This is a genomic window from Pararhizobium sp. (assembly GCF_965279435.1).
In the GTDB taxonomy this organism is placed as follows: Bacteria; Pseudomonadota; Alphaproteobacteria; order Rhizobiales; family Rhizobiaceae; genus Pararhizobium.
In genome coordinates, this window is record NZ_CBDIHY010000003.1 from 3777764 (window position 1) to 3802107 (window position 24344).

The following is a 24344-nucleotide window of genomic DNA, read 5'->3' on the forward strand; positions in this document are numbered from 1 at the left end:
AGAATCAGTTGCTGGTTTCGTCGCTGCCGTCTTCCGTTGCGTCATTCAGACGGACGAATGCGTATCCCTTGGCCTTCAGATCCAGGATACCTTTGACGACGCCATAACCGGCTGCATGGGTCGGCTGGTTGATATGGGCGATGATCACGTCACCATCCCTGGCCGACAAAAACTGCTTTTGCGCGGCCCCCGCCCCCAGCAGCGAACCGCCATCACCGTTCACCGAATATCCGGCAACACGAAAACCCATCTGCCGGATCTGCCCGATCGATGACAGGGTGTATTTCGCCGTCGCGCCCCGAAACCAGTGCGGCTGCAATCCCTGTGCCACGATTGCGGCTGCACCACCAGCGACTTCCGTCTCGACGGCCTGCGGACTTCCGGCGGCGGCGATTCCGTAGATCGACACGGGACGATCGACGGCCGGAACATGCATCGCCCCGTGATTCTCGATCTCGAACAGATCCGGATGCGCCTTGAAGACGGCCATTGCCGCGGCGTTGCGCTTCACCCAGCGGGCCGTCACGAAAATGGTTGCAGGAATACGGTTATCGATCAGCGTCGACAAGATACGCTCGTCCGTCTTCCCACTGCAGGCATCGAAGGTCAGGGCGACGCGCGGCACTGCTCCCTTCTCCTGGCTTTCAAGCCGAAGCTGCGGCTCCAACAGCCGGGTTGCGGCGAAAGAGGCATGGCCAGCCAAAACGCTAAACAGAAGTGCGGCAACAAGGGTTTTCATCGGGAACTCACAATGCGGTATGCGATCCGGCCTCGATACCGGAAAAACGTAAAGACCATGCAAAACGGCCCGGCGCTTGCGCACCGGGCCGTCTGAAACGGCGTCTCCATCAGAGAAACCGGACTATGGCTATTTCTGGGCTACCGGACGGACCAGCGGCGTCACGCGACGGATTGTCACGCGGCGGTTCTGCTGTTCGGCAACCTGGGTACGAACCTTGAGGAAGCGCTCTCCGTAGCCCTGCGTCACCAGGTTTTCAGCCGGGATATCGTAGACCTCGGTCAGCAGCGATGCCACCGATTCGGCGCGCTCGTCCGACAGCACCAGGTTCGGCTCGTCGCCACCGACGGCATCCGTGTGACCTTCGATGAAGAAGGTTTCGCCCGGATCCTTTTCGATCACTTCCAGCATGGCATCGGCCACCTTGCGCAGGGTTTTCGCCTGCGAAAGCGGGACTTCCGCGCTGCCGGTCGCAAAGGTGATCGTATCGAGATCGATACGGCGCACCTTGTCGCGGATACGGGCCGAGTTCTTCACTTCGTCGATCGTGTAGGTCCGCTCGACCCGCTCCACCGGCGGCTCGGCCAGGAAGTCGTAGTAGTCGCGGTCGGGCTCGCTCGATGTATCGATGATGTAATCGCGAACCGGTACGCGCAGGCGCATCGGCGGCAGGTCTTCACCGACATCGTAGGCCGGCGGCCGCGGACCCTCATCGGCTTCCGGCGCGTAGATCATCAGATACTCGCGTCCGTCCTGATCGATGCGCGAACGCTGCATGATATCGCCATAGCGATTGTAGATCGTCACGATGCGAATGCCGTTCGGCCGCTCGATAGTCTCGCGCGACCGGCCGCGCGACAGTTCTTCATAATAGGTTTCCTGGGCGTTGCGGCGCAGGCGTGGACGATCGTCGCTGCGAACGATGATCTGGTCGCCGAAATCGAGAACCGTGCGGTTGTCGCGGGTCTCGTCGACGCGCGGACGCCGGCCATTATTGCCCGTGAAGGCGTCGATCAGCTCGTTGACACCGAATTCCGGCACGCGTTCGACGCGGCGGCCTTCTTCGCGGAGACCAGCTCCCAGTTCCTCGCGGCTCGGACGGCGGTCCCTGCGGCTCGACTGGGCTTCTGCGTCGCTCTTTGGCACCTCGACATTGTCGTCTTCGGCCCGGGCGCGTTCACGCTGCTTGCGGCGGTCTTCGCGGGCATTGCCATCGGCATTGTCCGCATCCTTGTCGCTGTCGAGAACGGCAGCACCATTATCGACCGGAAGCACCACCGTCTCGTCGCTCTTGGACGGGTCGCGGGCGATTTCCTGCTTTTCTTCCTGGCTACGCGTATCGATGACTTCAGGGGCCGGCTTGCGGCGATCAGGCCTTTTACGATCGGTGGCTGGCTCGCCATTGTCATCGATTGCGGGGCGCAACCCGTCTTCGGCGACCGGCTGCTGGCCGTCATCCTGCTGGCCTGCCTGCGCCCTTGCCTTCTGCTCGGCACGGATACGCCGGCGTTCCTCGGCAGCTTTCTGGGCAGCCTCGTCGTCACCGGACGGCTTGACCTGCTCTTCTTGCTGCGGCTGTTCAGCCTGCTGCTTCTTGCGCTCGGCGCGAGCCTTGGCCTTGTCTTCAGCAGCCTTTGCAGCATCGTCGTCGCCAGACGGCTTGGTCTGTTCTTCCTGCTGTTGCTGTTCAGCCTGTTGTTTCTTGCGTTCGGCACGAGCCTTGGCCTTCTCTTCGGCTGCCTTTGCAGCGTCGTCATCGCCAGACGGCTTGGCCTGTTCTTCCTGCTGTTGCTGTTCCGCCTGCTGCTTCTTGCGCTCGGCGCGAGCCTTGGCCTTGTCTTCAGCAGCCTTGGCAGCATCGTCATCGCCAGACGGCTGGGCCTGTTCTTCCTGCTGCTGCTGTTCAGCCTGCCGCTTCTTGCGCTCGGCGCGAGCCTTGGCCTTGTCTTCCGCTGCCTTTGCAGCGTCATCGTCGCCAGACGGCTGGGCCTGTTCTTCCTGCTGTTGCTGTTCGGCCTGCTGCTTCTTGCGCTCGGCGCGAGCCTTGGCCTTCTCTTCCGCTGCCTTTGCAGCGTCGTCATCGCCGGAAGGCTGGGCCTGCTCTTCTTGCTGCTGCTGTTCGGCCTTCTGCTTCCTGCGCTCGGCGCGGCTTGGCTGCTCCTCCTGCGCCGGCTGTTCTTCCTGTGCAGGCTGTGCTTCCTGCTGCTGCTCGGCATCCTGGCGCGCCTTGCGGCGCTCCGCGCGGTTTGGCTGCTGCTCTTCTTCCTGAGCGGGCTGCTCCCCGGACTGCTCGGCGCGCGGACGGCGTTTCTTGATCACCTCTTCCGGTGCCTGCTCGCCGCCGTCAGCCTGGGCGGCCCCATCTTCCTGCGCCACCTCGAAAGGCTTCATCAGACTATCGGCCAAGGCCGGCTGGATTGCGACCGAGATCGACAGCATGGGAAACGCCACCGTCGCGAAAAGTTTGGATCGGATGCTCATAAATGTCTCCTCCTTCAGAGGTTCCGTTTTCGTTGTCTTGAGCCGGAAAGACATCCCTGTCCTTCAGTCGTTCACCCGCTCTTTGGACAGGCCAAGCGGTGAAAAAAAGGCAAACCGGTTCAAATCAGCTAAGGACGATTAGCCAAGCCTGCATTAACTCAGCATGAATGTTGCGTTCATCTTCGCCAGACATAGGCCGGCATCGGCGCTCAACCAGTGCAAAGACATGAGGATGTGCAGACATTTCATGAAGCTGGCGCTGCTTTCCTGTTGATTTTTCCATTTAAAGCGTAGGAATATCGCCTCAGCCCGATCGCAACGACGGTCGGCGTACCGGCGGCCGCGAAGAACAAGAAACCGGCTGTCCGCCAACAGAGAGGATCACAATGCGTATTTCCAGACGTCTCGCCATGGCAGCTTCGGCTGCCGTTTTCGCGCTGATGGCAGGCACTGCCATGGCCGATGGCGAAAAAATCGTCATCGGTACGGAAGGCGCCTACCCGCCCTTCAACAATCTTGAAGCCGACGGCACCCTGACCGGCTTCGACGTCGATATCGCCAAGGCGCTCTGCGTCGAGATGAAGGCTGACTGCACCATCGTCACCCAGGATTGGGACGGCATGATTCCAGCCCTCGCCGCCAAGAAATTCGATGCCATCATCGCATCGATGTCGATCACGCCCGAGCGGCTGGAAAAGGTCGATTTCACCAACAAGTATTACAACACCGGCCCGGCCATCGTCGTTCCGAAGGATTCGCCGATCACCGAAGCAACCGAAGCTGGCCTCGCTGGCAAGTCGCTCGGCGCGCAGTCATCGACGACTCACTCCAACTATGCCGAAGCCTTCTTCAAGGAATCGGAGCTGAAGCTCTATCCGACCCCGGACGAGTACAAGCTTGACGTTGCCAACGGCCGCGTCGATGCCGTCATCGATGACGTCGTCGTTCTGACGTCCTGGCTGAAGACCGCCGATGGCGCCTGCTGCAAGCTCCTCAAGGCCCTGAAGCCGGATCCGGTCATCAACGGCATCGGCGCCGGCATTGCCGTGCGCAAGGGCGATACGGCTCTGAAGGACAAGTTCAACACGGCCATCGCCGCGATCCGCGCCAACGGCAAGTACAAGGAAATCAACGACAAGTATTTTGAGTTCGACGTTTACGGCGATTAATCTTTACCTGTTGCTGAAATACGATGGCGGAAGGCTTGTCCTTCCGCCATTCTTGTATGACAACGCCCAATAACAATAAGCGCGCCAAGACGCCGTACCGGGGAAATTTGACGCATGCAGGCTGCTTTTGCTGCCCTCTCTTCCATTGTCTCGTGGTTCGCCAGCATCATCGATCCGATGTGCGGCCCGATCGGGATTTTCCGGCTTATTGCTCAGGATACACTGCTTGCCTGCGGCGATACCGGCTGGGGCGACGAGATCGCCCATGGTTTTCTGATCACGGCAAGCCTGGCGATCTGCACCTTGCCCATCGGCCTCCTCCTCGGGTTCTTCATCGCACTGGCGAAACAGTCCGAAGAAAAGTCGCTGCGGCTGGCCACCAACATCTACACGACGATCTTTCGTGGCCTGCCGGAACTCTTGACCCTGTTCATCGTCTATTACGGGCTGCAGATTGTCGCCCAGCAGGTGATGGCGGCGATGGGCTATGAAGGCCCCGTCGAGATCAACGCCTTCATCGCCGGCATGATTGCCCTTAGCGTCGTCTTCTCGGCCTATTGCTCGGAAGTCCTGCTGTCGGCTTTCAAGGCCATTCCGCGCGGCCAGTATGAGGCTGGCGATGCGCTGGGACTGCACCGCGGCAAGACCATGCGCCTGATCATCCTGCCACAGCTGGTGCGGATCGCCCTGCCCGGTCTTGGCAACCTCTGGATGGCGCTGCTGAAGGATACAGCGCTCGTCTCCGTCATCGGCCTGCCGGACATCCTGCGCCAGACGGGTATTGCGGCGCGTGTCACCAAGAATGCTTTCGAATTCTTCTCGATCGCCTGCCTGCTGTTCCTGATTCTGGCGATGGTATCATCGCTGGTGTTTTCCGCGCTCGAACGCTGGACCAAACGTGCGGAGGGTGCCCGATGAGCCACGCCGAAACCATGCTTCCCGCATTGCCGCCGCCGCCGGAATCCGTCAAGCGCTACACAATTTCCCGTCTGATCGGCCGTGCCCTGCTCGGCGTCTGGCTGGCCGTATCCGTCGGCATCTTCCTGTTCATCGTCGATTCCTGGAGCCCCGAGAAATTTGCCAAATACGGCCCGAGCTTCCTGTCGGGCCTGCGCGTCACCCTGACATTGGTCGCCATCTCGGTCATACTCGGCAGCATTCTGTCCCTGCCGATCGCCTATGGCCGGATGACCAAGAACAAGGTGCTTTCCTGGATTGCCTACTGCTACGTCTATTTCTTCCGTGGCACGCCGCTGATCACCCAGCTTTTCCTGGTCTATTATGGCCTCGGCAGTTTCCGGCCTTATCTCGAGGCGGTGGGGCTCTGGTCGCTGTTCAAGGATGCCTGGTTCTGCGCGCTCTTCACCTTCACGCTGAATACGGCCGCCTATCAGGCGGAAATCCTGCGTGGTGCCATCGAGAGCGTGCCGCGTGGCCAGCACGAAGGTGCGGCCGCCCTTGGCCTGCCCAAGGGCGTGGCATTCTTCAAGATCATCCTGCCGCAGGCGATGATTGTCGCCCTTCGCCCCTACGGCAACGAAATCATCCTGATGATCAAGGGCTCGGCCATCGTCGCGATCGTCACCGTGTTCGACCTGATGGGCGAAACGCGCCGCGCCTTCTCGCGCACCTATGATTTCCAGATGTATCTCTGGGCAGCCATTCTCTACCTGATCATGGTCGAAATACTGCGCAATCTGTGGGCCTGGATCGAAACCCGTCTGACCCGCCACCTGAAACGCTGATCTGCGAAAAGGTTTGGCAGCACTCGATAAAGCCTGCTGCCAAACACTTGTTTTAGAACACTATTTTGTTTTTCCGTGAAACATTGTTCATATCGGATTAACCAATTCCGTGCTTCAATCGTAGGGACCATCATTGAACAATGAGGTCCGCTATGACGAACGAAATGGAACTGCAGCTCAAGGGATATGGTCTGACCACGGCCCAGATTCTTTACCGGATGCCCGATCATCCGGCTTTCCTGCAGACCTATATCTGGCAGCACTACGATCTGGCGCCGGAATTTCCGGAAATGAAGAGTTTTCTGAAATTCTGGCAGGAAACGCTGGAAGGCCCGCTGCATTCGGTGCGCTACGTCCACCGCAGACTGATCTCCGCAACGGACTGGCGGGCACTCAAGGGCGAGTTCATCATCAACTGGTGCCGGCTGCTTTCGCTTTCGTATTGCGGGCGTGACAAGCGCCGGTCGCGGCGGTCGCGAATGACTTTCCGGGCGCAAATCCCTGCAGGTGCGGGTTTTCGCATTGCCAAACGTCCATCCACGCCGTAAAGACGCCGCCATGCAGAAGATCGATGAAGAAGCCCTCGCCGAAGCCTATAACCGCGCGCTTGCCCTGGAGAAATCCGGCGACGTCGAGGCGGCTGTCAAAGCCTATCTGGAAGTTCTGGCGATCGATCCCGACGATCACGGCGGTGCTGCCGTCCGCATCGCCTCGATGGGGCACGGCGAGACGCCCGACAAGGCGCCGGACGCCTATGTCACCACCCTGTTCGATCAGCACGCCGATGTCTTTGAAGATGTGCTTGTCGAGCAGCTCGATTACCACGTGCCGATGCTGGTGCGTCAGCGGCTGCAGGCGTTGAAACTCGGCCCGTTTGCCCGCGTACTTGACCTTGGCTGCGGCACGGGCCTGACCGGCGGCGCCCTGCGCGACATGGCCGACGATATCACCGGTATCGACCTGTCGGAAAACATGGTCGAGATCGCCCACGAAAAAGACCTCTACGAAACGCTCTATGTCGCCGAAGTCGTCGATTTCCTCGAGGACAATGACGACGAGCCGTTCGATCTGATCACCGCGACCGACGTCCTGCCCTATCTCGGTGCGCTCGAAGCCCTGTTTTTCGGCGCCGCGGAAAATATCAATGCCGGCGGCCTGTTCATCTTCTCAAGCGAAACCCTGCCTGCAGACACCTTTGCCGGCCGGTCCTTCATGGTCGGCCCGAACCAGCGCTTTGCCCACGCCGAAACCTATGTCCGCGAGCGGCTCGACGCCATCGGCTTCGATGTCGTCGAGCTCACCGACATCACGGTGCGCAAGGAAGAAGGCGAGCCGATCGCCGGCCATCTGGTGATCGCAAAACTGCGCTGAGTACGGCGTTCAGGCGCCGTGAACTTCCGGCAGGTCGTACCAGTCGCCCTTGAATTCCGTCAGGATGTTCTTGACGATCTGCTTGCCGGTATCGCCATCGATCACGCCGGCCGAGACCATCAGCAGATCGGTGCCGATATTGTCCTTCAACAGACGGCTGCCGCAGGTCGAACAGAACCCGCGCCGGGCTTTGTCCGAATAACCATACCATTGCAAAGTGCCGTCCGCCTCGAACCGCACGTCGTCACGCGGCGCGCCGATCACCGCCATGTAGTTGCCATGCGCCTTGCGGCAGTCGCCACAATGACAGCAGAACACCCCGGCGGATTCCACCGGGATTGAAAATTTGACGCCGCCGCAGCGGCACGAAGCGTTCAGTCGATCGGCCATGGATTTTTCCTTCCGAAGATAAACAGGACGGAAGCCAAAGCACGGCTTCCGCAAAGGGACATACGGCGCAAAGCCCGGGCTTCAAGCGTCGCTACGGCACAACCTGCCCCATCAAAAACAGTTCCGTCTAATTTATTACCGAAAAATGCAATCTTAAATTGATTATGCAATCTTTAGATGTATACGGTTTATGGACGCCAGACCGTTCGCCACCTTACGTTATCGATACAACCTAAGGGGGAAATATTGATGGAGATTTTTTTAACCTGGCTCACCAGCGCGGGCGGCATTTTTGGCCTTCTGATTACCGCGATAAAAAATGGTCTCGGGCTTGACCCGCTCGCTTTGTTATTTGCACTTTTGACCCCGAGCCTGCTGCTTTACGGCAGGCACGAGGTCAGGCTTCGCCGCCTGCGCTCGATCAAGGATTTTCTGATCTCGTTTGGCACCGACAAGGAAAGAAGCCATGGCGCAGACAACGCCGACCCGGCTCCGCTTCCGGCCGACGCTGCCAAACCCGATGCCAATGTCCGGCTGACCAACAATCCCTCCTTCGAATTCGTTAAATCGAAATATATTTCCGACCTGCAGGTCCAGGATCCGCCCGAGGGTAAACCATTCAACGAGATGAACGACATCGACCAGATCGACTGGATCATCAAAAGCATCGGAAATTTCGGCTCACGCAGCGACTGGAGGATTTTTCTGTCCTCGATCGGGTTCATCCTTTTAAGCTATTTCGGCTTTTCCGCGCTCTTCAGCACGCTCTCGTGCGGTCTGGGCGCAACCACATGCTGTGCGCCGGGTGCGATTGCCTGCGCCGAACCAGCCGGCAGCTACGGCAATTGGCAGCAGTTGACCGTGATCGGCTCACTGGCCTTTGCCGGCGCCTTTATCGCCGCAATCCGCAACTTTGTCCGCGCGGTCGTCGTCTTCGACCTGTCGCCCTACACGTTCCTGCGCCACACAGCCGAAATCGTCGCTTCGGTGATTTTCACCATTATCCTGTTCGCCGTTTTTCGCGACCCGATCAGCGGCATCACCGGTCTGGTGGCCGAGATCCTGCCCGACGCCCCACAGCCTGTCGCGCCGGTGGGAGCGCCGCCAGTTGCCCCTGTAGCCGGCGGTCACATCCAGCCCATCTGGTTCGGCCTTGCGCCGCTGCTCGGGCTTTTGCCGCAAAGTGCGACGAAATTCCTGCTGATGAAATTCCAGAACCTGATCAGCTGGATCAAGACCACGGACGACCGGTTCATCGGCGTCACAAAAATCGTCTCGCTCGATATTATCGACGGCATCGACTACGAGACCCGGTTCCGCCTGGAGGAATGCGGCATATACGATGTGCAAAATCTCGCCACCTACAATCCGATCATGCTGCATATCGAATCGCCCTATGGTATCTATCAGGTCATCGACTGGGTTGCGCAGGCGCAGCTCTGCCATATCATCGGCCCGGAAAAATTCCTCATTTTCCGCGAGCTGAACATCCGCACGATCTTCGACCTGGAGCGGGCGATCAGCAGCAAGCACTCGGTCAAGGCCTTCGACGAGATTTGCGCCGGCGTCCTGCTGGCCTCGACGAGCAGCCTCAGAGAGACGGTGCGGATCAGCGCGACCAAGCCGATCACCATAGATACGGACATGACCGCGGCCGTCGATGCAGACGCCTTTTGCATCTGGGCGCGCAAGAGAATGCAGCGTGACGACGATTCCAAGTCGACAGAACACGTCCTTAGATGGATTGCAGACGATCTGCATGTGCGCCGCCTGCGCCGTCTGTGGTTCGACATTTCCGAAAGCCTCGGTGAGGAGGCCATGGCTCTGGAGGATGGTATCGACGCGAAAGTCCGCGTCCCAACACCGCCCGTCGTACCGGTTCCGGCTCAGTAAAACGTCAAGCGAAAACGGCGCACGGAAGCGCCGTTTTCTTGGACGATGACGTGCCTAGCTCGCGCGGCCTTTCCAGACGATGTCGCTGACCGTCAATTGTTTGGGAATGATCTGCAGCTGGAAGAACTCGTCGGCCAGTGCCTGCTGGTAGGCAATCGCGTCCGACCCGAGCGTCGAAACATTGGCCAGGCTGAAATCCTTGCGCGTCAGGACAACCCGCTGGATATCCTCCGGCACACCGGTGATCTTCGACAGCGCCGAAACCGTGCCGTCGAGATCGTTTTGCGCGGCGGCGCCCACCTTGCCCAACTCATCAAGGATGTCCCCCAGCACGTCGCCATGCGCTGCGGTAAAATCGCCATTGCTGAGGAAATAGCTCCAGGAATCGACGATCCCTTCCGCCGTGGTCAGGACGCGCGTGCCCGGATCCTTTTCGGCGACGGCAAAATACGGATCCCAGATCGACCAGGCATCGATCTGCTTGCTCGCAAAAGCGGCCGCTGCATCCGATGGCGACAGATCGGCAGCCTCGATATCGGTGATGCCGAGGCCGGCCTTGCGCAGCGCCTTGACGGTAAAATTATGAGCGCTCGATCCACGCTTGAAGGCGACACGCTTGCCCTTCAGGTCGGCGACCGTCTGAAAGGGCGAATCCTTGTGCACCAGAATGGCCGATCCTGCCGACGATCCCTTGTAGGTTCCGGCATAGAGCAGGTTGCCGCCCGCAGCCTGGGCAAACAGCGGCGGCACGTCGCCAGTGGGACCGAAGTCGATGGCACCGGCGCCAAGCGCCTCAAGCATCGGCGGGCCGGAGGAAAACTCCGCCCAGGTAATCGTGATACCGCGATCGGCAAAGCGCTTTTCCAGCGCACCCGTTCCCTTGGCCAGCGCCAGGACGCCGTTCTTCTGCCATCCGAGGCGCAATTCCTTGAGCGGCTCGGATGCCGAGGCACTGCGGGTCGCGGGCAGGATCGCCACCGCTGCGGCCGCCCCCAAAAGCGACAATGTCTGTCTGCGGGTAAACATGAATTTCACCTCTCCTGTTGTGCCTGCCCGGCTGTCCGGCACGGCCTGCGGAAACAACAATGGATAAATCGATAAATTCTATCGACATTATAAATATCTAAAACGGAGGCATTCCGGCAAAATTTGCGGCGCTGGAGAAGCTTTTGCCGGAAAACGGTTTCGCAACGGGTTTTAGCGCGATGCGATCATCACAGGTCTTCCCCGCCCCATCCGCATCGGCTAAGTCTCGACGAAAGGGAATTTCAGGAGTTTTCGAATGGCTAAAGTCGCGTTCATTGGTCTTGGCGTCATGGGATATCCGATGGCCGGTCACCTCAAGGTCAAGGGTGGTCACGACCTGACGGTCTACAACCGCACGGCCGCGAAAGCCGAAAAATGGGCAGCCGAGTTTGGCGGACGCGCGGTGGCGACGCCGGCGCTAGCAGCCGAGGGCGCCGACTTCGTTTTCTGCTGCGTCGGCAATGACGAGGACCTGCGCTCGGTGACGACTGGCAAGGACGGCGCTTTCGAAACCCTGAAAGCCGGCGCCATCTTCATCGACAACACCACCGCTTCGGCCGAGGTCGCCCGTGAACTCGATGCAGCCGCCACCGCCCGTGGCGCCCACTTCATTGACGCGCCGGTCTCCGGTGGCCAGGCCGGTGCCGAAAACGGCGTACTGACGGTAATGTGCGGCGGCGATGCCGCCGTATTCGAGCGCGCCAGACCCGTGATCGAGGCCTATGCCCGCATGGTCGGTCTGATGGGTCCGGCCGGGTCCGGCCAGCTGACCAAGATGGTCAACCAGATCTGTATTGCCGGTCTCGTCCAGGGGCTCGCCGAAGGCATCCATTTCGGCAAGAAGGCTGGTCTCGATATAGAGAAAGTCATCGAGGTGATTTCCAAGGGCGCCGCCGGCTCGTGGCAGATGGAAAATCGTCACAAGACGATGAATGCTGAAAAATACGATTTCGGATTCGCCGTCGACTGGATGCGCAAGGATCTCGACATCGTGCTGACTGAGGCCCGCAACAATGGTGCGAAACTGCCGGTAACGGCGCTCGTCGATCAATTCTATGCCGATGTCCAGGACATGGGCGGAAAGCGCTGGGATACGTCGTCGCTTCTGGCGCGGCTCGAAAAATAATGCTGACGCCATCCTCGCCCGCAGATGCCGTGATCGCACATCTGAAAACGCTGGCGGCGGAAAACAACCTTGCCGGCATGGCACGGTTCGGCATCGAAACGGAGACAGCGCTCGGGATAAACAACCCGGCGCTCAATCGAATTGCCCGGCAGATAAAGCGCGATCACGGCCGCGCCCTCACCCTGTGGGACAGCAATATCCGCGAAGCCAGGCTGCTGGCAGCGCTGACCGCAGAACCGCAAAAACTGACGCTCGACAGGGCCAGGCAATGGGCCGGTGATTTCAATTCCTGGGAAATCGTCGACAGCGTTGCCGACCTGTTTGTCAAAGCCCGGCTGGAAGCCACCCTCATCCCGGAATTCGCAGCAGACGAGCGGGAATTCGTCCGCCGGACGGCTTTCAGCATGATCGCCGTTGCCGCCGTTCACCTGAAGACGGAGCCGTACGAAACAATCCTCGCCTGGTTGCCGCTGGTTGAGGCCCATGCAGGCGATGACCGCAATTTCGTGAAAAAGGCGGTGAACTGGTCACTGCGCCAGACGGGCAAACGCAACGCCCGCTGCCATGGCCAGGCGCTGTCACTGGCGCAGACGCTGGCTGAACGGCAGGACCGCACGGCCCGATGGATCGGCAAGGACGCTGTCCGTGAACTCACGAGCAGCGCCGTTTTGACGAGGATTGGCTTGCAGCCTTTGCCCCGCTAACTCAGTCCTCGCTGGACTTCGCCTGGTCGATCATCATGTAGTCGAGTGGCAGCTGCGTCGTGTATTTGATCTGCTCCATCGCGAAGACCGACGACACATCGCGGATTTCGATCTTGGTGATCAGCCGCTTGTAGAAGGCGTCATAGGCGGCGATATCGGGAACGACGACGCGTAAGAGATAATCGACATCGCCGCTCATGCGGTAGAATTCGACCACTTCCGGAAACTCGCCAACAACCTCGGAAAAGCGCTTCAGCCATTCGATCGAATGGGTATTGGTGCGGATCGAGACGAACACCGTCACCTTGGTGTTGACCTTGACCGGATCAAGCAGCGCCACCCGGCCACGGATCACGCCGTCCTCTTCCATCTTCTGGATGCGGCGCCAGCAAGGCGTGGTGGACAGCCCGACTTTTTTAGCCAGATCGGCAACGGCGAGTGTGGAATCCTCCTGCAACAGGCGCAGGATTTTGCGGTCAAGACGATCCATGAGCTGTCTCCTTCGAATATTATTCTCTCTATAGCGCCAATTTGGACAAAAGAAAGAAAATTGTTTCAGTTAATCAATTTTGATATCCGCTCCTGCAGGACAGGCAGCACGTCCTCCGCAAACCATGGGTTTTTTTTCAGCCAGCCGGTATTGCGCCAGCTCGGATGTGGCAGTGCCAGTACCGGCGGCCCGATATTGGAACCCAGATGCGTGCGCCAGTTGCGCACGGTTTCGGTCATCGTCGAAGCCCGCCTGTCGCCCAGATGCCAGGATTGGGCATATTGACCAATGGCCAGCACAAGCTCGATCTGCGGCATCGCATCCATCACCTCTTGGCGCCATCGCGGCGCGCATTCCCGGCGCGGTGGCAGGTCGCTGCCATGGGCGTCATAACCCGGAAAACAGAACCCCATCGGCACGATAGCAAAGAGATTGGGATCGTAGAACTGGTCGCGCGTCACGCCGAGCCACTGCCGAAGCCGGTCACCGGACGCGTCGTTGAACGGCAGACCGCTTTCATGGACGCGAAGCCCCGGCGCCTGACCGGAGATCAGGATCCGCGCTGAAGATGAAATCACCGCGACCGGGCGTGGCTCGTGCGGCAACCGGTCGTCCGGACCGCGCGTTGGCGCATCACGACAGATCCGGCAGGCCGCGATAGCCGCGCGCAAATCCTCCAGCCCGTCCGCCTGCCCTTCAGTCATTCCATACCCTTGACTTTGCATTCTCAACCCAGCCGCCGATCCGTGACATCGCCGTGTCCAGCCTGCCCTCCGGTATATGGGGCATCTCGTCCATTCCGCCATGGGTCTGCCGCCATTGGCGGGGCACATCGAACGTGCCGGCCCACAGGCCTAGCCGCTTTTGCCTGGCAACGGCCTCCTCGGTCTCATAATCTCCAAACGCGATGGCATAACCGCCATCGACCATCGCCGCGTTCAGATCACGATTTGCCACCCTGCAGACGGCGAGAAGCCGCCCATATTTATCGCTACCATCCGCATCGCACATGGCTTTGGCATCACCGATCAAGGCAGCCAGATAACCCTTGGCCTCGGTACCACAGGGCCAGTCCCGGCCGTCCCGCTGACAAACCTGACGTAACTCCGGCGCATCGATGCCGACAAGGCGAATGCGCTTGCCGTCCAGCACCAGCGTGTCACCGTCGACAATCCGCGCCCGGCCCGACATCGCCTCTTGCGGCCCCTCGAGGCGCACCACGACAAGCCCCAGAAACAGCAGGATCAGCGCCGTCAGCAGGAGGTCGCGCATGAGCCGGAGCATCTGTTTCATTGCCATCCTTGAAAACCGTCTGTCTGCTGGCTCACGCTACGGCATGCCAAGCGAAAAAACAGGAAATTGCAGCAACTTCTTAAGGATTCCCCCTTAAAGTTCAACGGATTCCGTTAACGCGTATGAGATCATGAGTAAGGGCGTCAGCACCTCGACCGACAAGAATATCGTCGACAAATCGCGCAGCCACCGCAACACGGCTGTGTCGAAAGCCGTGCGCACGACCCGCGAGCGCCTGCAGGCCGGCCCTTCGAATGCATCCGGCTTCGACAAGGAGCTGCTCGGCCTTCACGTCGATACGATGCTGCAGGGCGCCATCGCTATGCCGCTGTTCATCATTCTGGTCACCGCAATCGGCGTATACCTGTCACAACAGCTCGATCTCGTCGCCTGGGGCGTCACGGCACTCTGCGTCAATGCCATCGGCATTCTGCTGGCGCGGCGGGCAAAAGCCATGGATATCCCGGCGGACAAGGTGTCCTATTGGCGGGGCCGCTTTCTGTTCGTCCAGATCGTTCTAGGCGTTTGCTGGGCAGCGTTCATCCTGCAGGATTGCAACACCTGCGGCGAAGTCAATTTTGGCTTCTACAAGGCGGCCGTCCTGCTCATTGCGCTGGCCGCCACCGCGATGGGCACGTTCCTGCTGCGCAACGCACTGCTCTTCACCTTTGTGCCGGTGGTTGTTGCGCTTAGCACCCTGACGCTGAAAACCGGCAATCCCGGTTATCTGGCGCTCACCGTCATCATGTCCACGTCGTTGATCTTCCTCGTCTTCATGACCAACCGGATGCACCGCGGCAATGTGCACATCCTCTCGGTTCAAGCGGAGAAGGACGATCTGATTGCCGAGCTCGAAGTCGCCAAATCGATGTCGGACGAGGCCCGCCGCCGCGCCGAGGAAGCCAATATGGCGAAGTCGCGCTTCCTTGCCTCGATGTCGCACGAATTGCGCACGCCGCTTAACGCCATCCTCGGCTTCTCCGAAGTCATGTCGACGGAAGTGCTCGGGCCGCTCAACAATCCGATCTACAAGGAATATACTGGCGACATCCATCGCTCCGGCCAGCACCTGCTCGATCTGATCAACGAGATCCTCGATCTCTCGCGCATCGAGGCCGGCAAGTACGACCTCAACGAAGAAGCCATCCATCTGGTCGAGATCACCGAGGATTGCATCGGCATGGTGCAGCTGCGCGCCCGCACCAAGAATATCAGCATCACCGAACAGTTCGAGTACGGCATGCCTTCGGTATGGGTCGATGAAAAGGCAATGCGGCAGGTGATCCTGAATTTGCTGTCGAACGCGGTGAAATTTACACCGTCCGGCGGCGAAGTGTCGGTCAAGGTCGGCTGGACGGCCGGCGGCGGCCAGTACCTGTCGATCAAAGACAATGGCCCCGGCATCCCCGAGGAAGAGATTCCGGTCGTCCTATCGGCGTTCGGCCAGGGCTCGATCGCCATCAAGAGCGCCGAACAGGGAACCGGGCTCGGACTGCCAATCGTTCAGGCAATTCTCGCCAAGCACAATGGCGAATTCATCCTGCGCTCGAAACTGCGCGAAGGCACCGAAGCCATCGCCATCCTGCCGTCAAAGCGCGTGCTGCAAAGCATTCCGGCGATCGAAGACGCCCCGGCCGTCGAGCGCCGCCGGAAAAGCTTCGCCTAACCGCCAAAGACTTTAAGATGTACAGTGACCTTTGCGCGTCATAAATGACGCGCAGCGCCGTTTTCATTCGGGTAGAACGTGCGCCGTGCCGTGGACGCTGATGCCGACCAGGTCGCCGGGCTCTGGAATATCGGCGCCGACGCATTTGATCGACAGGAAATCCGGCATCGCCCGGTCGCTGCGATCGATACGCACCAGCACCATGCAATTGCCGCCGCCGAACTCGACATCATCGACGCGCCCGAACGGACCGTCGATCTTGACTCCGGCCACTGCCGTCGTCAGCCGGATCTGCTCGGGGCGCAGCATGACGGTCGCCTGCCCTGTTCTCAGACCAGCTTCGACGACCAGAGATCCAAGCGCGCATTGCGCCCGGCCGGACGTGATACTGGCGTCGAGCAGGATGGCCTCGCCCAGAAACGTCGCAGTCTCGCGATCCCGGGGTTTGCCATAAAGCGCACGCGGCGAGCCGAACTGGACCAGCCGCCCCTGCCGCAGTACCGCCACCTGATCGGCAAACGACAAGGCCTCCGCCTGATCATGCGTCACCAGGATCGCGGTCGTGCCGGAAGCCCGCAGGACACGGGCCACCGTGCGCCGCAGCGTGTCACGCAATCCCGTATCCAGCGCCGAGAACGGTTCGTCCAGCAGCATCAGCCGTGGTTTGAGCGCCAGAGCGCGGGCCAGCGCCACACGCTGCTGCTGGCCGCCGGAAAGCTGGTGCGGGCGCCGCGCCGCCATGACCTCGTCAAGCTCGACCATTTCCATCAGCTCGGCGATCCGCCGGCTGCGATCGGATGCTTTTTTCGGCAAGCCGAAACCGATATTGTCGGCGACGGTCAGATGCGGAAACAACGCGCCATCCTGCGAGACGATGCCGATACCGCGCCGGTGCGCCGGCACGAGCACGCCCGCGCCTGCAAGCGTCTTTCCATCCAGAACCAGCGAACCGCTGTCCGGCGTCTCGAAACCGGCAATGATGCGCAACAGCGTCGTCTTGCCGGACCCGGAAGGCCCGACGATCGCCGTGCGGCCGCCCGCCGCAATGCTCATGTCGATGGCGTCGAGCGCCACCGTCGGGCCGTAGGATTTGCTGATGGCATCGATTGTCAGAAACGTCATTGTCCGGTTGCCCGTCTGGATTGCACGTAAAGAAGGAAGGTCAGCGGCAGCGACAGCAACACCATCATCACCGCATAGGGGGCCGCCGCGACATAGTCGATCTCGCTGGTCAGCGACCAGAATTTCGTCGCCAGCGTCTCGACGCCGGTCGGCGACAGCATCAGGGTGGCCGTCAGTTCGTTGGTAATGCCGAGCGCCACCAGCGCGGTACTCGCCGCAATGCCGGGTGCCGCGAGCCGCATTGTGGTCTGGCGCACCGCCTGAAACGGTGTACGGCCGAGCGCCATCGCGGCACGCTCGAGCTCGACCGGGGCCTGGGCGATACTGGTGCGCAACCCGACCATGGCACGTGGCAGAAACAGCATGATATAGGCGAGGAACAAGGTGGCAAACGTCTGGTAGAGCGGCAGCACCAGTCGCACAGTAATCGTCACCAGCGCCAGTGCCACCACGACACCGGGCAGCGAGCCGACATAATAATGGCAGGCTTCGAGAACCCGCTGCAACCGCCCGGGCGCGCGCACCGACAGCCATGCCATGGGTGCTGCGGCAATCGTCGCCAGAATGCCGCCAGCGATAGCCAGAACCACGGTTTGAGCGAAAGCGCCGCCGACAAGATCGATCCGCCAGATTTCGGCGCCGCCGATATAGAGCCAGCGTGTCAGGGTCACGAACGGCACGCCGATCGCCAGCGCCGCCGTCACGGTGTTCAACGCCAGCGCCGGGATCACCAGCCGTCCTAGCCTGCGCCGGTCAGCGGGCCGGGCAGCCCCGGAGCCCACGCGCGCATAGCGCTCACCGCCGCGCAACACCGCCTCGATGACCAAAAGCAGCAGGCAGCACGACACCAGCACACCGGCCAGCATGTTGGCCGCCGGGCCATTGAAGGCCGATTGGAACTGATCGACGATGGCGGTGGAAAACGTATCGAACCGGATCATCACGTAGAGCCCGTATTCGGCGAGAAGATGCAGGCCGACCAAAAGCGAACCGCCGCAGATCGCCAGCCGCAACTGTGGCAGAACGGCGCGAAAAAACACCTGCCGTGGATTAAGACCAAGCGAAGCGGCCGCATCCTCGATGGCCGGATCGAGGCGGCGCAGTTGGGCCGCGACCGGCAGATAGAGAAACGGGAAATAGGCCAGCACCGAAACCAGCACGCCGCCGGTCAGGCCATGCAGCCCGGGAACCAGGCTGATCCAGGCATAACTGTGCACGAAGGCCGGAACGGCAAGCGGCGCGACGGCCAGCAGCGACCACAACCGCGCTCCGGGCAGATCGGTGCGCTCGGTCAGCCAGGCGAGCGCGATCGATAGCGCGATCGTCAGCGGCAATGTGAAAAATTCAAGCAGGGCCGTATTGATCAGCAGTTCACCGACACGGCCGCGAAAAATCAGCCTTGATGCGGTTTCCCAGCCGGTCTGCACCGAAATCCAGGCAATGAAGCCGAGCGGCACGAGGCTGATGAAGGAGACGAAAGCCGCAACGATGGTGACCCAGAGATAGGGAACCCGGGACCGCCCTTTGGCGGCAATCATCAACCGGCGCAGAGCGGAGGCTGATTCGGCAGGAAACGCGGTGGCGCTCAAAATCTCTGCTTTCAAACCAAAACAACATTCGCAGCAGCTTTTTGAGCGGCTGCGAATGTCACCGGTAGTCCGGAATGATGATACCTAACCGGAGCGTTCCGTTCAGGTTTAGGTTCTGCCTATCACAGCAGACCGGCGTCCGTCATCAGGTCTGTGACTTTTGCGCTGTTCAGCGTGGCCGGATCGACCTTCGGGTATTGCAGCTCGGAAAGAGCCGGCAGTGCCTTGTTCGATGCTTCGCCGTTGCCGACGGCATATTCGAACGAGGTGCCGTCACGCAGGATGCCCTGTCCGCCCTTGCCGGTGATCCAGGCTAGGAATTTCTGGGCATTTTCCTTGTGCTGGCTGGAAGCAAGCACGCCGCCACCGGAAATGCTGACAAAAGCGCCCGGATCCTCGTTCTTGAAGAAGTGCAGCGCAACGTTCTTACTGTTCTCGCCGGTCTTCGCCTGATCGCCGAAATAGTAGTAGTGATAGATCACCGCACCTTCGACTTCACCGGCATTGACGGCCTTCATCGCGGTCGAGTTGCCCTTGTAGGCGGTAAAGTTCTCCTTCATCGCCCTCAGCCAGGACGCCGTAGCCTCCTCGCCCTTCAGCGACAGAAGCGCGCTGACGATCGCCTGGAAGTCGGCACCCGACGGCGATGCGGCCCAACGGCCCTTCCAGCTCGGATCGGCGAGATCCAGCATCGACTTCGGCAGCTTGTCTTCGGTCAGCTTGGTCTTGTCATAGGCAAACACGGTCGAGCGCGCGGCCACGCCGATCCAGTGACCGTTCGACGGACGGAAATTCTCAGGCACCTGCGCCAGCGTCTCGGCAGCGACCGGCTCAAACAGCCCGGCACCATCGACCAGCGACATGGCAGGCGAATTTTCCGTCAGGAACACGTCGGCGGGGGATGCTGCCCCTTCCTGGACGATCTGGTTGGCGAATTCCATGTCGCTGCCCTTGCGCAGCGTCACCTTGATACCGGTTTCCTTGGTGAAGGCTTCGGCCCAGGCAACGCCGAGGCTCTCGTGCTGGGCGTTATAGACGACGATGCCGATATCTTCCTGAGCCAAGGCCACGGTCGCGCCCGTGCTGGCGAAAATAGCTGCAAACGCCAGCGCGCTCACCGAGCCTGAGAAGGAAATTGTCATGGAAACCTCTCCGAGTTTTCTGCGGACCATTTTGTCCGGCGGCCCCGGTATATAATCCTGATCTTTCGCGTCAACTTTAAATAAGCGCTCAGACAGAAAGAAACTGCTCAATTAAATTTGACTGTTGAAGAGGGAATAAAATCGCGATGTGGCGTTTCAGGTCTCAAATGCCGAAAACATGGGACAGGACAACGACATAGGCGACATAGCCCGCATTGGCGAGGATGATGCACAGGCAGGCGAGCGAGCCCAGATCCTTGGCATTCTTGCCCATATCGGAAATTTCCGGCGAGACCCGATCGACGATTTCCTCGATGGCCGTGTTCAGCGCCTCGAACGCAATCATCAGCAGAAACAGAACGAAGGCCGCGACATATTGGAAGAAGGTGGCGCCGGTAATGGCGAACGCGATCATCGCCACAGCGAAGGCACCGAGTTCATGGCGAAATGCCGCCTCGCCGAGCAAACGCTTGGCGCCGCCGAAAGAATAGGTCGCGGCTGCAAAGAAATGCCGGATTCCCGTCAGTTTTTTTACCGGCTTCTCATTGGCCATTCGACGATAGTCCTCGTTCAGATACATGCTCGCTCCGTGCTCTGCAAAATGCCGCAAGGAACACGCGATACTGACATCAGCCTGAATGCGCCGTGAATACGGGCGATACACGCCGCAACCGTCAAATGGATCGCCGCTCCCGAATAGGTGAGAAGCCGCAGGCTATCAAGCCCTCGCCCGACTGGCGAGGACCCGCAAGAAGCGCAATTAACGGTAATACCCAAAAATCCGCATTGGGCGCCCGTCCTTGCGACGCTGCAAAACAGTGTTTCTATAACGGGCACATTGCGAAGGCGAACAATCAGCTCTTGTTGCTGACACCGGCCTGCGCAAACGTCGCCATGCCGGAATGGCAGGCGGCCGCAGCCTTGACGATGCCGGCAGCGAGCGCTGCGCCAGTGCCTTCGCCAAGCCGCATGCCAAGCGCCAGAAGCGGCGTCTTGCCGAGCATCTCGATCGCCTTCATATGGCCGGGCTCTGCCGAGACATGGCCGATCAGGCAGTGATCGAGCGCTGCCGGATTGGCAGCCCTGAGGATCGCCGCAGCCGTCGTTGCAACATAACCATCGATGATGACAGGGATTTTCTGCATGCGCGCGGCGAGGATGGCGCCTGCCATCGCGGCGATCTCGCGGCCGCCGAGGCGCCGCAGCACTTCGAGAGGATCGGACAAGTGGTCAGAATGCAGGGCCACTGCCTTTTCGACGGCAGCGATCTTGCGGGCAAGAACCGCACCTTGCGATCCCGTGCCAGGACCGACCCACTCTTCGGCAGTACCACCATAAAGCGCCAGGTTGATCGCCGCAGCGATCGTCGTGTTGCCGATACCCATTTCGCCGATGCAGAGCAAATCCGTGCCACCGGCAACCGCTTCCATGCCGAAAGCCATCGTGGCCGCGCAATCGCGCTCCGACAGGGCAGCCTCTTCGGTGATATCACCCGTCGGATATTCCAGCGCCAGATCGAACACTTTTAGCCCGAGATCGTGGCTGACGCAGATCTGGTTGATGGCAGCGCCGCCAGCTGCAAAATTCTCGACCATCTGCGCTGTTACCGATGGCGGAAACGGCGTGACGCCCTGCCTCGTGACGCCGTGATTGCCGGCAAAGATCGCCACCAGCGGCCGGTTGACCGCAGGCGCCCTGCCCGTCCAGGCGGCAAGCCAGAACGCGATCTCTTCGAGGCGGCCAAGCGCGCCGGGCGGCTTGGTCAGCTGCGCATCGCGCTCGCGCGCTGCCACCAGTGCCGCACCGTCGGGGCCTGGCAGGTTACGCAGCAATTCACGGAAATCGTCGAACGGCAGGCCGCTGGCACTCATGAAGAAAATCCTTGTATCGTCTCGTCGTCAGCGAAGCATGGCTCCGCAAAGGTGCTTCCTCATAAAGCGCGGTGACAAATCCGGCAACGGGGTTTGCGCCGGTTCGTGTCGCCGTCGCATGATCGGCGTGAAAACACCGATTCGCTGGGGGCGGATCGGCTTGGGGGAACGATTTGATGTTCGATATCCGCGATTTCGTCGACGACACGGCACGCTCGGTGGCGTTTCTCAGCCGCATCCACATGCCGCAGCGTCATTTCGTCAATTTCGATGGCCGCCTCAGCCGTGCCGTGCGCGCCTTTCCACTCGCCGGTCTGCTGATCGTGCTGCCGTCCGCCGCCATCGTTTCGGTCTTCTGCGGCCTTCAGGTCTCGCCGCTGTTCACCGCCTTCGTCGCCGTGGCAATCCAGGCCCTGATCACGGGCGCCCTGCACGAGGACGGCCTCAGCGACACGGCGGACGGCCTTGGCGGTGGCAAGACCAAGGAAAAGGCACTGATCATCATGAAGGACAGCCGTATCGGCTCCTATGGTGCCGTTGCCCTCATCCTGTCATTCGGTCTCAGGGCGTCAGCACTTGCTGCTGTGATGCCGCGGGTGTCGCCGACAGGCGCCGGCCTGCTGGTGCTTGCTGCAGCAGCCCTTAGCCGCACCGCCATAGTCTGGCATTGGTCGAAACTGCCGCCTGCCCGCCAGGACGGCATTGCTGCATCTGCTGGCGAACCACAGGCATCGGCCGTCACCTTTGCGCTGATTTTCGGTGTCGTCGCGGCAGTGCTTTTGCTGCTGTTATCCGGCGCTTCGCTGCTGGCTGCAGTCCTCGCCATCGCCGCCTTTGCCGCCACGGTTCCCGCCTTCAGCGAAATCGTCAATGGCAAGATCGGTGGCCATACCGGCGACACAATCGGTGCCACACAACAATTGACTGAAATCGCTGTTTTTGCAGCCCTTGCGCTGACAATTTGAAACGACGATATAAGTTTGAACCACTGCTTGTCCGGATTGTCGCGCCTCTATGGAAACACCCTGCATTCTCATCTGTTCGATCGACATGAAAACCGGATTTTGCTTCGGTTGCGGCCGCACGCGCGACGAGGTTGGTGCCTGGTCACTTTACACCCCACAGGAACGCCGCGACATCATGGATAGCCTGCCCGCCCGGCTGGAAACGCTTGAGCGCAAGCCGCGCCGCGAAACAAGACGCACCCGCATGGCGCGAGAAAGGGTAAGCGGCGAATGACCAGGCTGACCATTCTTCTGGGTATCCTTGCCGTCGGCCTTGTCTTTCTGATCCTCAACCATGACAGCGGCCGCACCTTCGGCATCATGAACGACGATTTCGGCAGGCTGGTCACGCTTGGCGCTATCGCTGCGCTGTTTGCCACCGGCATCGTGCAAAGCCGCCACCATATCGGCCAGAGCCTGCGCCAGTTCGGCATCTGGGTGCTGATCATCCTTGTTCTGGTGTCAGGCTATCTCTATCGCAACGACCTGCAGTCGTTCGGCAATCGCCTGGTCGCCGGCCTTATTCCCGGCCGCGCCGCTGTTTTCACCGACAACGAGGGCATTCAGGAAGTCGTGCTGCACAAGGTGATGAACGGCCATTTCGAAACCCCGGTCACCATCAACGGCGCCACCGTCCAGATGCTGGTCGATACCGGCGCCAGCCGGGTTGCGCTGTCCTATGAAGACGCCGAAACGCTCGGACTTGATCCCGCCAATCTCGCCTTCACCCAGAGGGTCTCGACCGCCAATGGCGAAGCACGCGCAGCCCCGGTAACGCTCGCCGAAGTCGCAATCGGCCCGATCGTGCGCAACAACATCCAGGCCATGGTCACGGAAGAAGGCAAGCTCGACCAGAGCCTGCTCGGCATGAGTTTTCTGTCGACCCTGGATTTGTTGCAGATGCAGACGGATGAGCTACGCTTGAGGGATTGAGGGATTGAGACCCGACCATTAAGCTAAATGGTCAAGCTTATTTGTTGATATGCTGATTGACGCGGCTCGGCTCGACCAACGGAACAAAACTTTCTTCTCAACTGAGTTGCGCGCGCCCCCGCCGTACCTTGGCCTAACCCAAAATCACAGTACTTGCTACAAACGAAAAGAAGTCTTCGGCTTCCTCATCGAATGTCGGCCCAGCCATATCCAGGCAGAAAACGCCGTCGCCGAGAGACGGGCAAAGACAGTATCGCCATGCGGCACCGCTGTCGGCAATGAGAACGGCATCAGCTGGAATAGCGTGGACTTCAGGTCGCTGGCCACGGAGTTTAAGGTAGGAAGCAGACTGGTAAATCTGAAACGATGGGTGCTGTTCCACGCTCGATGCGGGTTCAGGTTCGTAGATATAGAAGCCACGTGTGGTGGTACCCGTCCCGACAGTCCGAATGAAATCAAGGTATTGTGCGGAAATACCCGGATGACGCGCTGCAATGCTCGTAACGGCATCATTGGGTACTGGCTTGAGCGAAGACAGTTCGTTTTCTCCGTCAGAACCGAACAACTGCAAAATTCCCTTGATCATGGGA

The 24344-nt window shown here is 60.2% G+C and carries 23 protein-coding genes and 2 pseudogenes; 12 read left to right on the forward strand and 13 right to left on the reverse strand.

The features are described from left to right. Positions 1-4: 4 nt before the first annotated feature. The gene (locus ACQY8Q_RS24140; protein WP_428428991.1) at positions 5-739 is read right to left on the reverse strand and encodes a polysaccharide deacetylase family protein; all 735 of its coding nucleotides are present in this window, start codon (positions 737-739) and stop codon (positions 5-7) included. A 129-nt stretch (positions 740-868) separates the two neighbouring features. After that, on the reverse strand, positions 869-3220 hold the full coding sequence (locus tag ACQY8Q_RS24145; RefSeq protein ID WP_428428992.1) for an OmpA family protein: 2352 nt from the start codon (positions 3218-3220) through the stop codon (positions 869-871). A gap of 386 nt (positions 3221-3606) precedes the next feature. On the opposite strand from ACQY8Q_RS24145, the gene ACQY8Q_RS24150 reads away from it, so the two are divergent. From ACQY8Q_RS24150 to ACQY8Q_RS24170, 5 genes and pseudogenes are all read left to right on the forward strand, one after another. After that, positions 3607-4389 (forward strand): ABC transporter substrate-binding protein, encoded by a 783-nt coding sequence (locus ACQY8Q_RS24150; RefSeq protein ID WP_428428993.1) that lies wholly within the window; start codon positions 3607-3609, stop codon positions 4387-4389. Between the two features lie 114 nt (positions 4390-4503). After that, entirely contained in the window at positions 4504-5307 is an 804-nt protein-coding gene (locus ACQY8Q_RS24155; protein ID WP_428428994.1) for an ABC transporter permease, read from the forward strand. Next, positions 5304-6134 carry an ABC transporter permease gene (locus ACQY8Q_RS24160; RefSeq protein ID WP_428428995.1) on the forward strand — a complete coding sequence of 277 codons (831 nt, stop codon included), beginning with the start codon at positions 5304-5306 and terminating at the stop codon, positions 6132-6134. Before ACQY8Q_RS24155 ends, ACQY8Q_RS24160 begins: the two co-directional genes overlap by 4 nt. A gap of 152 nt (positions 6135-6286) precedes the next feature. Next, a pseudogene (locus ACQY8Q_RS24165) lies at positions 6287-6550 on the forward strand (usg protein); the annotation flags it as partial. Positions 6551-6692: 142 nt separating this feature from the next. Beyond that, the gene (locus ACQY8Q_RS24170; RefSeq protein WP_428428996.1) at positions 6693-7505 is read left to right on the forward strand and encodes a methyltransferase domain-containing protein; all 813 of its coding nucleotides are present in this window, start codon (positions 6693-6695) and stop codon (positions 7503-7505) included. Between the two features lie 9 nt (positions 7506-7514). On the opposite strand, the gene ACQY8Q_RS24175 is transcribed toward ACQY8Q_RS24170, so the two are convergent. Beyond that, complete coding sequence (locus ACQY8Q_RS24175; RefSeq protein WP_428428997.1) at positions 7515-7895, reverse strand: GFA family protein; 381 nt, start codon at positions 7893-7895, stop codon at positions 7515-7517. 249 nt (positions 7896-8144) lie between these two features. Between ACQY8Q_RS24175 and ACQY8Q_RS24180 the strand changes: the two genes are divergently transcribed. Then, positions 8145-9788 (forward strand): hypothetical protein, encoded by a 1644-nt coding sequence (locus ACQY8Q_RS24180; RefSeq protein WP_428428998.1) that lies wholly within the window; start codon positions 8145-8147, stop codon positions 9786-9788. A gap of 54 nt (positions 9789-9842) precedes the next feature. Here the strand turns inward: ACQY8Q_RS24180 and ACQY8Q_RS24185 are convergent, their stop codons facing one another. After that, a complete protein-coding gene (locus tag ACQY8Q_RS24185) occupies positions 9843-10814 on the reverse strand; it encodes an aliphatic sulfonate ABC transporter substrate-binding protein (RefSeq protein ID WP_428428999.1) in 972 nt (323 codons plus the stop codon). 247 nt (positions 10815-11061) lie between these two features. On the opposite strand from ACQY8Q_RS24185, the pseudogene ACQY8Q_RS24190 reads away from it, so the two are divergent. Together ACQY8Q_RS24190 and ACQY8Q_RS24195 are read left to right on the forward strand one after the other, a co-directional pair. Further along, positions 11062-11940: pseudogene (locus tag ACQY8Q_RS24190) on the forward strand (NAD(P)-dependent oxidoreductase); the annotation flags it as partial. After that, on the forward strand, positions 11940-12644 hold the full coding sequence (locus ACQY8Q_RS24195) for a DNA alkylation repair protein (protein ID WP_428429000.1): 705 nt from the start codon (positions 11940-11942) through the stop codon (positions 12642-12644). The pseudogene ACQY8Q_RS24190 and the gene ACQY8Q_RS24195, both read left to right, overlap by 1 nt. A 1-nt stretch (position 12645) precedes the next feature. Here the strand turns inward: ACQY8Q_RS24195 and ACQY8Q_RS24200 are convergent, their stop codons facing one another. The 3 genes from ACQY8Q_RS24200 to ACQY8Q_RS24210 all read right to left on the reverse strand — a co-directional run bounded on the left by ACQY8Q_RS24200 (position 12646) and on the right by ACQY8Q_RS24210 (position 14427). Continuing rightward, on the reverse strand, positions 12646-13134 hold the full coding sequence (locus ACQY8Q_RS24200) for an Lrp/AsnC family transcriptional regulator (RefSeq protein ID WP_318411440.1): 489 nt from the start codon (positions 13132-13134) through the stop codon (positions 12646-12648). 65 nt (positions 13135-13199) lie between these two features. Further along, a complete protein-coding gene (locus tag ACQY8Q_RS24205; RefSeq protein WP_428429001.1) occupies positions 13200-13838 on the reverse strand; it encodes a uracil-DNA glycosylase family protein in 639 nt (212 codons plus the stop codon). After that, positions 13831-14427 (reverse strand): thermonuclease family protein, encoded by a 597-nt coding sequence (locus ACQY8Q_RS24210; protein WP_428429002.1) that lies wholly within the window; start codon positions 14425-14427, stop codon positions 13831-13833. Before ACQY8Q_RS24210 ends, ACQY8Q_RS24205 begins: the two co-directional genes overlap by 8 nt. Positions 14428-14557: 130 nt before the next feature. Between ACQY8Q_RS24210 and ACQY8Q_RS24215 the strand changes: the two genes are divergently transcribed. Next, complete coding sequence (locus ACQY8Q_RS24215) at positions 14558-16093, forward strand: sensor histidine kinase (protein WP_428429003.1); 1536 nt, start codon at positions 14558-14560, stop codon at positions 16091-16093. 63 nt (positions 16094-16156) lie between these two features. Here ACQY8Q_RS24215 and ACQY8Q_RS24220 read toward each other — a convergent pair whose 3' ends face one another. The 5 genes from ACQY8Q_RS24220 to cobT form a co-directional block, all read right to left on the reverse strand. Further along, positions 16157-17215, reverse strand: a complete 1059-nt coding sequence (locus ACQY8Q_RS24220; protein ID WP_428429004.1) for an ABC transporter ATP-binding protein — start codon at positions 17213-17215, stop codon at positions 16157-16159. After that, the gene (locus ACQY8Q_RS24225; RefSeq protein WP_428429860.1) at positions 17212-18753 is read right to left on the reverse strand and encodes an ABC transporter permease; all 1542 of its coding nucleotides are present in this window, start codon (positions 18751-18753) and stop codon (positions 17212-17214) included. The genes ACQY8Q_RS24220 and ACQY8Q_RS24225 overlap by 4 nt, the downstream gene beginning before the upstream one ends. A gap of 173 nt (positions 18754-18926) precedes the next feature. Beyond that, positions 18927-19946, reverse strand: a complete 1020-nt coding sequence (locus ACQY8Q_RS24230) for an iron ABC transporter substrate-binding protein (protein WP_428429005.1) — start codon at positions 19944-19946, stop codon at positions 18927-18929. 163 nt (positions 19947-20109) lie between these two features. After that, on the reverse strand, positions 20110-20526 hold the full coding sequence (locus ACQY8Q_RS24235) for a diacylglycerol kinase (RefSeq protein ID WP_428429006.1): 417 nt from the start codon (positions 20524-20526) through the stop codon (positions 20110-20112). A 274-nt stretch (positions 20527-20800) separates the two neighbouring features. Continuing rightward, the gene (gene cobT / locus ACQY8Q_RS24240) at positions 20801-21817 is read right to left on the reverse strand and encodes a nicotinate-nucleotide--dimethylbenzimidazole phosphoribosyltransferase (RefSeq protein ID WP_428429007.1); all 1017 of its coding nucleotides are present in this window, start codon (positions 21815-21817) and stop codon (positions 20801-20803) included. Between the two features lie 176 nt (positions 21818-21993). On the opposite strand from cobT, the gene ACQY8Q_RS24245 reads away from it, so the two are divergent. From ACQY8Q_RS24245 to ACQY8Q_RS24255, 3 genes are read left to right on the forward strand one after another with little or no spacing between them, the layout of a single operon-like run. Continuing rightward, positions 21994-22782 (forward strand): adenosylcobinamide-GDP ribazoletransferase, encoded by a 789-nt coding sequence (locus ACQY8Q_RS24245; protein WP_428429008.1) that lies wholly within the window; start codon positions 21994-21996, stop codon positions 22780-22782. A 49-nt stretch (positions 22783-22831) separates the two neighbouring features. Beyond that, a complete protein-coding gene (locus tag ACQY8Q_RS24250) occupies positions 22832-23056 on the forward strand; it encodes a DUF1289 domain-containing protein (RefSeq protein ID WP_428429010.1) in 225 nt (74 codons plus the stop codon). Continuing rightward, on the forward strand, positions 23053-23754 hold the full coding sequence (locus ACQY8Q_RS24255) for a retropepsin-like aspartic protease family protein (RefSeq protein ID WP_428429011.1): 702 nt from the start codon (positions 23053-23055) through the stop codon (positions 23752-23754). Before ACQY8Q_RS24250 ends, ACQY8Q_RS24255 begins: the two co-directional genes overlap by 4 nt. A 133-nt stretch (positions 23755-23887) precedes the next feature. Here the strand turns inward: ACQY8Q_RS24255 and ACQY8Q_RS24260 are convergent, their stop codons facing one another. Continuing rightward, on the reverse strand, positions 23888-24340 hold the full coding sequence (locus ACQY8Q_RS24260) for a hypothetical protein (RefSeq protein WP_428429012.1): 453 nt from the start codon (positions 24338-24340) through the stop codon (positions 23888-23890). Positions 24341-24344 lie beyond the last annotated feature (4 nt).